Annotated in this window: 4 protein-coding genes and 1 pseudogene; 3 read left to right on the top strand and 2 right to left on the bottom strand. The window is 62.8% G+C overall.

Annotated features, from left to right (window positions below; genetic code table 11):
- Nucleotides 1–193 precede the first annotated feature (193 nt).
- Nucleotides 194–1,789, top strand: a pseudogene (locus IVB07_RS35425) (ABC transporter substrate-binding protein).
- Between the two features lie 255 nt (nt 1,790–2,044).
- Here IVB07_RS35425 and IVB07_RS35430 read toward each other — a convergent pair.
- Complete coding sequence (locus IVB07_RS35430; RefSeq protein WP_018457599.1) at nt 2,045–4,276, bottom strand: adenylate/guanylate cyclase domain-containing protein; 2,232 nt, start codon at nt 4,274–4,276, stop codon at nt 2,045–2,047.
- A gap of 79 nt (nt 4,277–4,355) precedes the next feature.
- Nucleotides 4,356–12,674, bottom strand: coding sequence for a VCBS domain-containing protein (locus IVB07_RS35435; protein ID WP_247531396.1), 8,319 nt, complete (start codon nt 12,672–12,674; stop codon nt 4,356–4,358).
- 729 nt (nt 12,675–13,403) lie between these two features.
- Here IVB07_RS35435 and IVB07_RS35440 point away from each other — a divergent pair.
- On the top strand, nt 13,404–14,135 hold the full coding sequence (locus IVB07_RS35440) for a transglutaminase-like cysteine peptidase (RefSeq protein ID WP_018458192.1): 732 nt from the start codon (nt 13,404–13,406) through the stop codon (nt 14,133–14,135).
- 100 nt (nt 14,136–14,235) lie between these two features.
- Nucleotides 14,236–15,360: a lysozyme inhibitor LprI family protein gene (locus IVB07_RS35445; RefSeq protein WP_018458191.1), complete on the top strand. Its 1,125-nt coding sequence runs from the start codon at nt 14,236–14,238 to the stop codon at nt 15,358–15,360.
- Nucleotides 15,361–15,522: the final 162 nt, after the last annotated feature.

Below are 15,522 nucleotides of genomic sequence, written 5' to 3' on the forward strand. Positions count from 1 at the left end.
GGCTTCGATGACTAATTTTGATGCAATCGTATGCAATGCCTATGCCAATGGGGAAACTTATTCTGCAAATTGCCCCTGCGACGACAAGTCCTTGTGATGACACGTCGGCGAAAGCACCTCGCTGCCTATTCTGGCATCAAGATTGCAGGTTTGGCTCCGATTGTCCTTGAATTCTTCCTTGGAGCTTTGGCCCATGCGTATCCGACTATCGACCTGTTTCGCCGTGCTTGCACTGGCGTTGTCCGCGATTCCGGCGGGCGCCGAAACGGTGCTGCGCTACGGCATCTCGATGGCGGACATCCCGCTGACGACCGGCCAGCCCGATCGCGGCGCGGGCGCCTATCAGTTCACGGCCTACACCATCTACGATCCGCTCGTGGCGTGGGAGATGGACGTCGCCGACCGGCCGGGAAAGCTGGTGCCCGGATTGGCCACCGAGTGGAGGGTCGATGCCGAGAACAAGACCAAATGGCGCTTCACCTTGCGCAAGGGCGTGAAGTTTCACGATGGCAGCGAGTTCGATGCCGACGCCGTGATCTGGAATCTGGACAAGGTGCTCAATGACAAGGCGCCGCAATTCGACAAGCGCCAGAGTGCGCAGGTCAAGACCCGCCTGCCTTCGGTCGCGAGCTACGCCAAGATCGACGACTTCACGGTGGAGATCACCACCAAGACGGTCGATTCCTTCTTTCCCTATCAGATGCTGTGGTTCCTGGTCTCCAGCCCGGCGCAATACGAGAAGCTCGGTAAGGACTGGGACAAGTTCGCGAGCCAGCCTTCGGGGACCGGCCCGTTCAAACTGACAAAACTGGTGCCGCGCGAACTCGCCGAGCTCACGAAGAATCCGGATTATTGGAACAAGAAGCGTATTCCCAAGGTCGACAAGCTCGTGCTGGTGCCGATGCCGGAAGCGCTGACGCGCACCAATGCGCTGCTGGCCGGGCAGGTCGATCTGATCGAGACGCCGGCGCCGGATGCCGTGCCGCAGCTCAAGGCCGCCGGCATGAAGCTCGTCGACAACGTTACGCCGCATGTCTGGAATTATCATCTGAGCGTGCTGCCGGGTTCGCCCTAGACCGACATCCGCCTGCGCAAGGCGCTGAACCTCGCGATCGATCGTGAAGCCGTGGTGGGCCTGATGAATGGCCTTGCGAAACCCGCCAAGGGACAGGTCGATCCGTCGAGCCCCTGGTTCGGCAAGCCGAGCTTCGAGCTGAAATACGATGTCGCAGCCGCCAAGAAGCTGGTCGAGGAAGCCGGCTACTCCAAGGCGAAGCCGCTGAAAGCGACCTTCATCATCGCACAGGGCGGCACCGGCCAGATGCTGTCGCTGCCGATGAACGAATTTTTGCAGCAGAGCTTCAAGGAGACCGGCATCGACATCGATTTCAAGGTCGTCGAGCTCGAGACACTCTATACGCATTGGCGCAAGGGCGCGGCCGACGAGATGAACGCCGGCATCACCGCCAACAACATCGCCTATGTCACCTCTGACCCGCTCTACGCCATCGTCCGCTTCTTCCATTCGAGCCAGATCGCGCCGGTCGGCGTCAACTGGGGCGGCTACAAAAACCCGAAGGCCGACGCGCTGATCGACGAGGCCAAGCAGACCTTCGACAGCGCCAAGCAGGACGAGTTGCTGGCGCAGGCGCACGCGCTGATCGTCGACGACGCCACGCTGGTATGGGTGGTGCACGACACCAACCCGCATGCGCTGTCGCCCAAGGTCAAGCAGTTCGTGCAGGCGCAGCACTGGTTCCAGGATCTCACGACGATCGGGGCGGAGTGAGGCTCAAGGTCGGCACCCCGCTTCCGCAAACACCACTGTCGTCCTGGCGAAAGCCAGGACGACACCTCTTATTAAGGCGACGGCCTGCGGCGTCGAACACCGCTGTCGTCCCGGCGTAGCCGGGACCCATAACCACCGAGTTGAATTCGGCAACGACAGCCAACTCCGATCTGGCGTACAGCTTCTGCTGCGGAGTATGGGTCCCGGCCTGCGCCGGGACGACACCGAGGGTTTAGCCGCTAGCAAGCGCCTCCCTTATTTCGTCAGCAGCGCATAGGCCCCGGTCCAACCTTCCGGCGGTGGATTGACCTGGAATTCCTTGATGCGCACTTCATAGAGCTTGAACAGCTTTTCCAGCGTGTCGGCATCCTCGCTCCTGCGGCCGCGGTCGATCGCGTCCAGCGCGCCCTGCCAGTCGCGGCTGCGATAGCAGGCGAGCATTTCGATGGTGACGTTGCGCAGGCGCTGGAAGGCGCCTGAAAGCATCACATCCTCGCGGCCGGCGATGGCATAGATCACCTCCGGCTCGGTCTTGCCCTTGACCATGATGAAGTCGAGTTCGAGGATCGCGAACTTGTCCTTGGCCGCGAGCGCGGTGCGCGAGCCAACGATAATGGGAAAGCCGTATTCCTTCGACTGGCCTTCCAGGCGCGAGGCCAGGTTGACGCTGTCGCCGAGCACCGAATAGTTCTTCTTCAGGTCGGATCCCATGTTGCCGACGACGCCGATGCCGGTGTTGAGACCGATACCGACATTGAGCGGGATGTAGACGTGACCGCCATCAATGGCCTCCTGCTCGCGGTCCTTGTTCACCGCGTCGATCTTCTCCAACATCTGGATCGCGGCCTCACAGGCGTTGACCTCGTGCTCGGCATCGTCGAGCGGCGCATTCCAGAACGCCATGATGGCGTCGCCCATATATTTGTCGATATAGCCCTTCTGATCGATGATCACGTCGGTCAGCGGAGTCAGGAAGCGGTTCATCAGCGCGATCAGGCCCTGCGGATCGTGCTTGTAGGTTTCCGATATGGTGGTGAAGCCGCGCACGTCGGAGAACATGATCGTCATTTCGCGCTCCTCGCCGCCGAGGACGAGTTTTTCCGGTGACTGCGCGAGTTGCTCGACCAGCACCGGCGACATGTATTGCGCGAACATGCCGCGGATCTGCACGCGCTGGCGCTGCTCGCGCACGAAGCTGGCGAAGATTAGCGTCAGATAGATCGCGGTGGTCGAGAGCAGCGGATAAGTGAAGTCGATGAGATAGCGGTGCTGCGCATAGAAGAACCAGGACACTCCGATCAGGATAGCGGCGAAGGTCGCGCCGGCAAGCACGAGGCGAACTGGTCCGAGGTTCGGCGTGAAGATGATGACGAGCAAGCCGATGACGAGCGCGGCGAGCAGCTCGACGCCGAGCGCATAGTTCGGCTGGGAGATCACCGCGCCGCTCAGCACGCTCTCCAGCACCTGGGCGTGGATCTCGACGCCGGGCATGGTCGAGGACACCGGCGTGGTCTTGATGTCGTTGAGCCCAACCGCCGAGGTGCCGATCAGCACCAGCTTGCCGGCGATCTTGTTAGGCGGCACCGTATTGTCGAGCACGTCGGCGGCCGAGACGTAGATCGAGGGATCCTGGCGCGCGTAATGCACCCAGAGCTGACCGTTCCTGTCGGTTGGGATCTCCACGCCCTTGAGACGCACGGCCCGCACGCCGGTCTTGTCGGTCCGAACCAGCAAGGTCGGCGTGCCCGTGACGACGCGCAAAATCTCGAGGCTCAGCGAAGGCATGACCATGCCCTGGGCGCGCATGATCATCGGCACGCGCCGGATCAGGCCGTCGCGCTCGGTCTTGATCGAGAACAGGCCGCGGCCGGCCGCGACCTTCTCGATCTCGGGCACGTTGCGCAACAGCCCGGGAAATTCGAATAGGAAGCGCTCAGCGCCCTCCTCGCCGACCGTCGCGACGCCGGTGAAGGGCAGCGACTTGTCGACCTCGGACGAAATCGCCCGCTGCCCAGTCTCGCCCAGGATCACGCGCGAGCGCTTGATCGCTTCGGAGAGGATCTGGTCGTTGCTCGGCAGCTCGCGCAGCTTGGCGCGGGTGGCGTCGTCCAGGTAGCGCATCTGGCTCGCGACCAGATCCGGGTTGAGCCGGTCGGCCTCCGAGAACACGACGTCGAAGCCGATCGCCACCGCGCCGTGATTGGTGAGGTTCTGGATCATGTCGGCGATCCGCGTCCGCGGCCACGGCCACTGGCCGAGCTTGGCGAGGCTCTTGTCGTCGATGTCGACGATGGTGACCGGCCGCGCCGTCTTGTGGCGCGGATCGATCAATTGAAACATGTCGAACGTGCGCAGCCGCAGTTCCTGGATCGGAGGCGGATCCCAGAGCCGAGCGCCGGCAAATACGACCAGCAGCGCAAGGCACATCAGCCGCGCAAACCCGAACTTGCGCGCAAACCACCGCCGCAGGATCTTGAGACGTTTCATGGTGGCTGGATATCACGCTTTGGCGGTGAACGGCAGCGTGGATCGGGCCTGCCGACGATCGCGGCCCATCATGCAGCAATCAGGCATGGACGATGAAGTCGCTCGCCTGGAGGTGGGCGACACCCTTCAGAAGGATGGTGTCCGAAGCGTTGATCGTGACCAGGGTGTCAGCGGAATTGGTCGGCGAAGCCGCCACGTGCTGCGCCATCCATGCCCCAAAATCGCTGGCGGTCACGACTGCCGACAAGTCGATATGGTCCTGACCGGGCGTGAAATTGGTGATCGTATCGTTGTTGGAACTGGCGGCGAACACGAACTGGTCCTGATGGCCTGTCCCGATGAAGTCATCTTGCCCGGCCGTGCCAAAGAGCAGGCTAACCGTCTTGCTTGCGTTGTGACTGTCGGCCACGGTGAGCGTGACCGTCTGTATGGCCGCACCTTCACTTGCATCAGTGTAGGTCACGGTCTGCAGCGCGGAATTGATATGCGCCAAGGTATCGGACGTCGACGCCGGACTCAAATTGCTACCCGAGCCGGAGGCAACGAGCGTGAAGGTTTCATTGGCAGCCGCATCGGAGTCGGTGGCCGAGATACCGTGCACAGTGACTTGAGCGTCGTCATGCGTGAGGCTGATCTGGTTGACGTCCATTACCGGCGCATCGTTCGCGCCGTCCACGTCCACCGTGAGTGTCGCAGTGCCGGTCGCGCCATGCGCGTCCGTCGTCTGGACCGTAAACGTATCCGCGAAGGGCCCTTCTTGCAACGCGTTGATCGCAGCCGCGTCGGGAACGTAGGTGTAGCTGCCGTCAGAGTGGACCGTCAGCGCGCCGTAGTGTCCTGGAGCCGTCCCGCAACTATCCGCATTCTGGACAGAATAGGTCAGCGTCACCGTCTCGTCGGCATCGGCGTCGGTGCCCGCGAGATTTCCGGTGAGATTGGAGAAGGTGTCGGTCGCCGCCGTGTCCGTAAGCTTGCCGAGGTTGAGAGCGGACAGCGTTGGCACGTCGTTGGCGCCCGTCAGGTCCACCGTGTATATCGCCGTGGAGGCGGCGCCATGTGCATCCGTGACCTGGACCGTGAAACTGTCGGAATAGTGCAAGCAGCCCGGCAGCGCGTTAATCGAAGCCGCATCGGGAACGTAGGTGTAGGTGCCGTTCGTGTTGAGCGCCAGCGCGCCATAGTGACCCGTGACCTCTCCGACTGCCTGGTGATCTGCGTTCAGCAAGGTGTAGGTCAGCGTATCGCCGGAGTCGGCATCGGTCCCGACCACCTGTCCGGTGAGGTCAGAGAAATTATCCGCTGCGCACGTATCGGTGAGCTGCCCGATGCTACCATCGGTCAACACCGGAGCGTCGTTGGCGCCTGTTACGGCAACCGTGAATGATGCCGTGCCGACAGCACCTTGCGCGTCCGTGGTCTGAATCGTGAAGACGTCCGAACAAGGGCCTTCCGAAAGCGCGTTGATCGAAGCCGCATCGGGAACGTAGGTGTAGGTGCCGTTCGCGTTGACCGTCAGCGAGCCGTACAGGCCAGCCGTCGTCCCATGACTATCCGCGTTCAGAACGGCATAGGTCAGCCCCGCCGTCTCTCCATGGTCGGCGTCGGTTCCGACCAGCATTCCCGTGACGTCCGAGAAGCTGTCGGCGATGGAGGTATCGACGAGCGGATCCGTGGTGACCGCGGCCAAGGTCGGCGCGTCGTTCTTGCCTGTGATCGTGACCGTGACGTCGGTTGTGGCGGTCTCGCCGTAATCGTCCGTGCTCGTGATGGTAGAAACCACCTTCGCGGTCTGGTCCTTGGCGAGGAAGTCCAGCGCGCCGTCGGCGATCGAATAGCTCCAGGTGACGATGCCATTGTTCAGCCCGGCCTGCGGCAGAAGCGTCAGCCCGCTCTTGAGCGCCGCGATCTCGTCAAGCGAGAGCGACGAGGTGAGGTTAGTGCTGTGATCGGCGCCAAGCGAGGTCACGTCCTGGCCGGTGATCTGTGCCGACGGCAGGTCGGTCAGGTCGATGTCGGTGAAGTCAATCGCGCCGGTCGCAGGCGTTGAGGTATCGGAGGTGGCGAAGTCACCGGTGGCGTCCGCCTGCTCGGAGACGCCCCCCGCCAGCACGCCGCCGGCGGTGAAGGCCGGGGCGTGGTCATCGGTCATCGTGATCAGCGTGTGGCCAGTGCCGTCGTCGCTCCCGGCGAAATGGGCATTGCTGTAGTCGGCGCCGGCCAGGTTCAGGCTGATGTGATTGCCGTCCGCATCGGTCACCGTCAGCACGCCGCCGGTCGCGGGATTGGAGTTTGCAACATAGACCGCGCTGGTGCCGAGCCCGTATTTGATCGTCGACAGGTCGATCGTGTCGTTCGCCGACAGCTCCGCGATCGATCCGCCGAACGTATCCGTATCGATCTCAACCGCGGCGCCGTCGCCCGCGAGGTTGATCGTCTGCGCGACCGTGCCTTCGAGCTTCAGCAGCGCACCGGCATCGACGGTGACCGAGCCCGTGCCGGTCAGCAAGCCGAACAGCGACAGCTCGCCATCATGGACCTCGATGCTGCCGGTATTGCTGATGGTGCCCGAGATCGACGCCGTGCCCCAGCTGTCGATGTGGCTGTGATTGACGAGTCCAGGCCCACCCAGGGAGATCGAGGCGCCGTTGAGGAGATCGATGACACCGTCATTGACGATCGACGACGCATTGCCGAAGGCGCTCGTGCCGGCGACCGTCCAGGTGCCGCCGGACTCGTTATTGAAGGTCGCGCTGGCGACCGAGATATTGCCGTTGATGTGGCCGGTGTTGTTGATCGTGAGGCTGCCACCGATCTCGATGATCGCGTCGGTCGCGGAGGTCACGCTCGAAGCGGCGGGCGGCCCGATGGTGCCGGAATTGTTGATCACCGAACCGGTCGTATCCTGCTGGATGTGGATCGCCGCATTGCCACCGGCGCCCACGATGGAGCCGGAATTGACGATGTGGATCGAACCGGTCGCGCCCGAAAACTCCAGCGTCGCGCCAACATCGACGATTACCTTGCCTGAACCGGCGATGCCGCCCGCAAGGTCGAGAATGCCGCTCTGGACCTCGATGATGCCAGTGTTGGTGACGCTGCCCGTGACCGTATCGACGCCGGCGCTGTAGAGATTGCCGGCATTGCTCAGGCTGCCGCCGTTGATCGAAACGTCGGTCAGATAGAGCTTCGAGGTGCCGTCGACCGTGATCGACCCAGCACTGCTGTTGCTAACGGTGAGATTTGCCAGCTTCAGCGTGCCGTGGTTGACTGCCTCAAGAGCCGCAGTGTTGGAGATATCCTCACCGGAGACGTCGAGCACGCCGCCCTTCGCCTGAATGAGATTGTGATTGGTGATGGCGTGAAGCGTGGCGGGATCAATCGTCAGCGTACCGCTGGTGACCGTGATCGTGCCGGTGTTGGTAATGTCGGCATTGTCGATGGCGCTGGTGCCGGTCGATTCCAGCGTACCGGCAATCGTCACCGTGCCGCCGTCGATGGTCGCGCCCTGAAGATCGAGTGCCGAGCCGGACTCGACCGAGACACTACCGCTGCCGGTGTCGGTCACCGTCATCCCGATCAGCTTCAGTGTCCCATGATTGATCGCCGCCAGCGTGCCGGTGTTTGCGATGGCTTCGCCGTTGATGTCGAGCTCGGCGCCATTGGCCCTGAGGATGCCGCCATTCGCGATCGAGCTTGCGGAGGTCGTCGCCAGCAGCGTCAACGCGCCCAGGGTTGCCTCGATCAGATAGTTGTTCGAGATGTTGGCGTCGGTAATCGCAGTTGTGCCGGTCGAATTCAGCGTGCCCGAAACGGTGAGCGCGCCGCCTGTCAGGCTCGCACCGTTCAATGTCAGCTTGCTGCCTGCATCGACCTTGACCGTGCCATGATTGGCGATTGCGGTGCCCGCAACTATCACGTCATCCAGCGTCAGGATGACGCCGCTCTCGACCGTCACGGCAGTGGTGCTCAGCGTCGCCGATTGATCGATCTTGCTGGCGCCAGTGACATCGATCGTGCCGAGACCGTTGATCGTACCACCGCTGATCGTCGCGCCGTTAACTGTCAGCTTGCCGTTGGCATCGACCGTGACGTTACCGGCATTCGCGACCGTCGAGCCCTGGTCGATCGTCAGCGCGCCATTCGTCAGCACCTCGATCGTGCCGGTGCTCGCATTCGTGATCGTCTCGTGGTCCAGCGCGTTGCCGGTGCCGCTGACCTTCAACGCCGCGTTGTTGTTCAGGATGCCGCCGCTCAGCACCGCAGCGCCGGTCAAATCGATCTCGCCATTGCCGGTGACCGTGCCGGTGCCGTTGATCGTCGCCCCGTTGACCGTCAGCTTGCCGTTGGCATCGACCGTGACGTTACCGGCATTCGCAACCGTCGAGCCCTGGTCGATCGTCAGCGCACCGTTCGCCAGCACTTCGATCGTACCGGTGCTCGCGTTCGTGACCGTCTCGTGGTCCAGCGCGTTGCCGGTGCCGCTGACCTTGAAGGCCGCGTTGTTGTTCAGGATGCCACCGCTCAGCACCGCAGCGCCGGTCAAATCGATCTCGCCATTGCCGGTGACCGTGCCGGTGCCGTTGATCGTCGCCCCGTTGACCGTCAGCTTGCCGTTGGCATCGACCGTGACGTTACCGGCATTCGCGACCGTCGAGCCCTGGTCGATCGTCAGCGCACCGTTCGCCAGCACTTCGATCGTGCCGGTGCCCGCGTTCGTGATTGTTCCATGGTCTAGCGCGTTACCCGTGCCGCTGACCTTGAAGGCCGCGTTGTTGTTCAGGATGCCGCCGCTCAGCACCGCAGCGCCGGTCAAATCGATCTCGCCATTGCCCGTGACAGTCCCGGTACCGCTGATCGTGGCGCCGTTAACTGTCAGCTTGCCAGCGGAATCGATCGTGACGTTGCCGGCATTCGCGACAGTCGAGCCCTGGTCGATCGTCAGCGTGCCGTTCGCCAGCACCTCGATCGTGCCGGTGCTCGCATTCGTGATCGTCTCATGGTCGAGCGCGTTGCCGGTGCCGCTGACCTTGAAGGCCGCATTGTTGTTCAGGATGCCGCCGCTCAGAACCGCGCCGCCGGTCAGATCGATCTCGCCATTGCTGGTGACCGTACCGGCACCATTGATCGTGGCGCCGTTCACCGTCAGCTTGCCGTTGGCATCGACCGTGACGTTGCCGGCATTCGCAACCGTCGAGCCCTGGTCGATCGTCAGCGCGCCGTTCGCTAGCACTTCGATCGTGCCGGTCGTCGCATTCGTGATCGTTTCGTGGTCCAGCGCGTTGCCGCTGCCGCTGACCTTGAAGGCCGCGTTGTTGTTTAGGATGCCGCCGCTCAGCACGGCAGCGCCGGTCAGGTCGATCTCGCCGTTGCCGGTGACAGTCCCGGCACCGTTGAGCGTGGCGCCATTGACTGTCAGCTTGCCGTTGGCATCGACCGTGACGTTACCGGCATTCGCGACCGTCGAGCCCTGGTCGATCGTCAGCGCGCCGTTCGCCAGCACTTCGATCGTGCCGGTGCTCGCATTCGTGACCGTCTCGTGGTCCAGCACGTTGCCGGTGCCGCTGACCTTAAAGACCGCGTTGTTGTTCAGGATGCTGCCGCTCAGCACCGCAGCGCCGGTGAGATCAATCTCACCGTTGCCGGTGACCGTGCCGGTGCCGCTGATCGTGGCGCCGTTGACCGTCAGCTTGCCGGTGGCGTCCACCGTGACGTTGCCGGTGTTGGCGACGCCGGAGCCCTGGTCGATCGTCAGCCAGCCATTCGCCAGCACCTTGATCGTGCCGCCGGACGTGTTTGCGACGGTCTCGTGGGCGAAATCCGCCGTGCCCTTGACGTTGACCGCCCCTGAATTGTTCAGCGTGCCGTTCTTGAGGACGCTGCTGCCGTCGAGTTCCAGCGTGCCGGCGATGGTGACCGTGCCGCCGCTGATGGTGGCGGTGTCGACGATCAGCGTCGTGCCGGCATCGGCCTTCAGCGTGCCGCCGGCATTGTTAATTCCGGCGAGCGTCTTCAGCGTGCCGCCGAACAGCTCGATCGTGCCGGAATTGGTGATTGTGGTGCCGTTGGCGAAATCGCCGCCGCCCTTGAGCGTCAGGTAGCCGGCATTGGTGAGGACGCTGCTGTCCAGGAACTCAGCCTTGCCACCAACCGAGATCGTGCTTGCCGTGAAATTGGTGAGCTTCGAATCGGCCTTGAGGCTGATCTCGCCCGCAATCGTCAACGCACTCTTGTTGATGACTTCCGGCGCCTTGTGGCCGACCGCGGTGTCGTAGTCGTTCATCGTGATCGACTTGGCAAAGGCTGCCGTGTCGATCGTCACCGGATAGGACGGCGTCAGCCCATGCAGCTGGTCGGTGATGACGATGACGTCGTCATTGATGGTCGGGACCGTGCCGGTTGCCCAGTTGGCCGCATCCTTCCAGAAGCCGCCCGAGGGAGCGCCGGGCTTGTCGGTCGCGATCCACACCACGGCGGGAGCGTCGGTGCCGGTGATCGTGACGGTGATGGTCTGCTGCGAGGTGGCGCCTTGCGCGTCCTTGAGCGTCACGGTGTAGACCAGCGTCAGCACCTCACCCTTGGGGATGAAGTCGGCGAGATAGACCGGCAGGTCAGCCAGCGACCAGTTGATGGTGCCGGTGCCGTCTCCGGTGCTATCGGCGCCCGCCGCGATCGCGACCGACATCGCGCTCTGGAACGCCGCAAGCGGCCCCGGCGGAACGGTGCCGTCAGGCAGGGTCGCGCTGCTCAACGCCACCGACACCGTATGCTTGTCGGTGAGATCGACGTCGTCGAAGCTCAGCGTGCCCGACGTGGGAACATCGCTGGTGAGCGGGCCACCCGGCACGCTGGTGCCGCCTTCGAAGATGATGGTCGGAACGCTGGTGGTGATCACCGGCTTGTCGTTGGTGCCGGTGATCGTGATGGTGATGTCGATGGTCGACGTTTCGGGATTGACCGAGAAATTATTGTTGACGCGGACCTTGTAGGTCAGCGTCAACGTTTCGCCCGCCGCGAGGAAGTCGAAGACGTGGTCGGGAATCGTGTAGGTCCAGACCGCCGAGCCGTTGTTGTTGTTACCGGCGGCTGCGGCCACGCTGAGCTGGATCTGCGTTGCCGCGATGTCCTGCTTCTGGAGCGCAGAGAGCGCGCCGGTGACATCCTGCTGGCCGGCGTTCTTGTAGACAAAGTTCGGCGCATCGCCGAGGTCTATGCTCACCGTTGGCAGATCGGCCAGGTTTTGATCGACGAAGGTGATGCGACCGGAGATGGTATCGTAATGAGTTGTGTCGCCGGTCGTGCCCGCGCGCTCGATCATCTCGAACGCCGTCTTCACATTGCCGTTGAGATCGAGGCTTTGACGAACGGGCGGGCCGGGAATGCGGGTGCTGGTCGACGGATTATGGCCGGTCCCCTGCGATCCCGGCTCAGGGAGATGCGTGAAGGTCGCGGTCGCGGTGGCACCGGTATCCGTCTTGATGAAGACAATGTTGCCGGTCTGCGTGATCGAGTCGGTGAAGTTCTGGGTCAGCTTGGTGTTGCTGTTGTTGTCCGTGAACTTCAGCGTGAACACGTCCGTGATCAGCTTCTGGATGTCCGGCGACATCAGCGCATTGGAGATCGAGACGTTGCCGCCGCTGATCTGGATCATCTGGCCGGCCTGGTTGACCGTCGCGATCGGCAGCAGCGTGACCTTGTCGAACAGGATGTAGGAGCCCGTCGTGCCGTTCGGCTCGACCAGCACCTGGAAGCTTGCCTGCGGCTGCGGATCGCCGCCGCCAGCGGGAACGACGAAGTTGATCTGGCTCAGCACCGCCGTACCGCGGATGCCCATGGTGGCGACCGGCGTGTCGACCTTCATGTCGCCGTGCTTAGCGGTCTCACCGGCAACGAAAGTGATGGTGCCTGCGACCAGACTGAGCAGAGAGGAATTGTTCGACCCGTTGGGGTCGTAGACCATATCGTTCAGCACCATCCGCGCATTGGAGGACAGGCCGAACACCGTGCCGTCGATGAACGTAATGCCGAGCGTCGAGTCGCCGCCGGTCGAGACCACGTCGCCCTTCTCGACGTTGTCGCCATTGTTCAGGATGACGGAGACGCCGTTACGGACCGCGGTCGCGCTGCCGGAGAGCTTGGTGACGTGGCCGATGACCTGCGCGGCGGCAATGCCTGAGGCGGCCTGCGCGTATTGCACATGGCCGGTGAGTGCGTTGACGACGTCGCCGGTGAGGTGCGCGCCGTCGGGCGAGGCGATCGCCGCGCGCTTGTCGCCCCTGAAATAATCGTGAACGACGAAATCGTGCCCATCATGAGACAGCACGAGATCGAGACCGGCGCGCTTGAAATCGCCGTTGAAGATCAGGTTCGGGTCGGGAACCACGAATGCGCCATCGGGCACGTGGCCGTGTGCCTTCGCAGTAAAGGAATCGACATGGCCATCGGCGGGCGATCGGGAACCCAAGCCGTCCAAGGAAATCGCGGCGTCAAATTTGCCAGCGTAATTCAATCCGGGCACCAAAAAAGGAGTTAAAATCTAAGTAAGTATCGCTCGCCTAAACTTGCATATCATTACCAAGTCCTTAGCGAAACCACCTATTGCTTGTGTGATTTCGCATCACCAAGCGGTCGATGCTCTCGGACGGCTGGGCACCTGCAGGGAAGCCAAAGTAATCTTTCAAATACTCATAAGTAAAGTAGCGCTTATTTTCGCTCATTTTCAGTAACCTCATGTATTCTATTGCAGAAATCTGGCAATAGATACTTCTGTCATCTTTTGTTCGTGGTGCCCCGCACCACCCTGCGGCAAATACGGGGCCAAATCTGTGATCCAGCTAACAGAACTCACGAAATAGCCAGCCGTTAGCCATAAGGCGCAGAATCAGTTCCACAACAACTTCTGCCTGCAATTGGTCCCTCTTCGCGGCAACTGCCGCCCTCCTAGCCGGCGAATCGTAAAATTTTACGCAATATGAGCAGGCCCGTTTCAGCCTGTTGCCCGGTTTTGGGACCCCAGGCCGGGCGCGTTAAGCAGAACAAAACCGCCCGCCTCGCACTATCTCCGCGAAAGCAACAAAGCCCGGCACGTGCAGGTCGAGGGGGACCTGGCGAAGCCGGAAGGGGATGTCAGATGGAGACCGCTGCTCGTTCGCGCGCTTGGCGCGCTATCCTTGTGCTGTGCGGATTGATCCTACTCGGATCGGCCGCCGAGCTTCGCGCTGGCACGCTACTATCGCCGGGAGCCGGCGTCCTCGTGCGCAAATCCGCCGAGCCGTTCGGCGTGTTCGCCTTCGCCATCTCCGCCGGCAGCCTGCAACAGAAATGGCTCGCCCTGAGGTCCAGGCTCGACGATGACATGGTGCAGCTCGCCCTGTGCGACGGCGATCGGGACAATTGCGCTTCGCCCGCTGCGCTGAAACTGCTCGCGATCGTCGACCAGGCCCGCAGCCGTGACGGCCGCGCCCGGCTGGGCGAAACCAATCGCGCCATCAACCTCGGCATCCGCGCCGCCGATGACGGTTCTGAGGACGTCTGGAGCTCGCCGCTCGCGACCTTCGCGCGTGGCGCCGGGGATTGCGAGGACTATGCCATTGCCAAGCTCGCCGCTCTTAAGCTCGCGGGCATTGCCGCGGAAGATCTCCGCATCGTCGTGGTGCGCGACCTCAGGGCCGGCGAAGAGCATGCGATTGCCGCTGCACGGCTCGACGGCCACTGGCTGATGCTCGACAACCGTCGCATGGCAATGGTCGAGGACGACGCTGCACGGAGCTACCAGCCGCTGTTCGTGCTCTACCAGTCGGCCGTGTTGAAATATGTCGACGAGCCCGTGCGGTTCTCGATGATCGCCGCCGAGGCGCGTTGATCTTGTTGTAGCCCGGTATAAAGTACGCTTACCCCACAAAGTCATTTCGCCGCGCGATTCGGGACGCTAGCATGCCCGCGGCTATGCGGGGGCGACTGGAATGCGGTTCATCGTGCTGACTATGCTTGCGCTGCTGGCCTTGCCGGCGGCTCCAGGCTTCGCGCAATCCAGCCCGTCCGACCGCTCCGTCGCCGACAGGCTGCCGCTGTTCGCCAGGAACAACTGCCAGCAGATCCGCGATCCCGGCAATCAATTGTTCTGCGGTGATGCCGAGCTTGCCGCCGCCGCCGAGAAGCTGAGCACGGGAATCGAGGCGCGGCTTGCCCGCCTGCCCGATCGCCTGCCCGGGATCGAGGAGAACGCGATCTGGATCCGCCAGCGCAATCTCGGTTGCGGCATCGTCGGCCAGACCGCGATCCGCGCCGAAGATTTCGACCGGGTGAAGGCATGTCTTCTTAAGGTGACCGATGAGCGCGCAGCGATCGTACGCGATCCGGATTTCGACTGTCTCGCCGCCAACACCGCCGCGGGCGCGCTGATCTGTGCGGACCCGTCGCTGGCGCTGGCCGAGACTGAGTTGAACAGCCAGGTTCTCGGCCTGATCGGCAAGCTCGATCCGACCGCGGCGCGCTTTGCCTTCGCCGAATACGGCCGGTGGACGCGGGAGCGCGATCGCAAATGCAATCTGGTTGGCAAGGAGAACGTGCCGCTCGGGGAGCTCGAGTCCGCGGAGGACTGTCTCGCCGGCTATCTGAAGCACAAGGCTGACGAGATTGGCACGGCGAAAGGCGATCCGAAGAAGGTGTTCGGCCGGCAGGTCGCAGCCCACTCGCCCGACACCGATGCCGTCGATTTCTGCGCCGCGCGAATCCACGCGGCCAATTCCTGCGGCAACTTCCTCCGCATCAACCGCGTCTACGCACTCGACAGCCAGGTGGGCGAGCAGGAAGCGCAGGTCACGGGCGAGATCGAGATGGCCGTGCTGGCGCCCTTCGCCACCTGCAGCAAGATCGCCACGACCTGTACGGGCACCTGCTGGGATGCCAGAACGGGTCGTCCGCAGCCCGGCGTCGGCAACAAGGAGCGCTCCACGGACGCCTTCAACGTCACACGCCGCCTGCGGATCCAGCGCACGTTTGCATTTGTCAAAGCCGCCGATGGCTGGCGCTGCCGGGAAGACGAACTGGCCCCGGTGAATTCAGGCACCGCAGGTGGGGGATCGTAGGGCTGTGTGCTCTCCCTCTCCCCGCTCTTCGCAGGGAGAGGGTTGGGGTGAGCGGCTGCTTCAGCGAATCCGGTGACAGTTAGACTCGCGGAGAGCCCCCTCACGGGGAAATTTGCTGCGCAAATTCCCGCCTCTCCCCGCATGCGGGAAGAGGCGAAGAAA

It is taken from the genome of Bradyrhizobium sp. 172, assembly GCF_023101065.1.
GTDB classification, from domain to species: domain Bacteria; phylum Pseudomonadota; class Alphaproteobacteria; order Rhizobiales; family Xanthobacteraceae; genus Bradyrhizobium; species Bradyrhizobium canariense_D.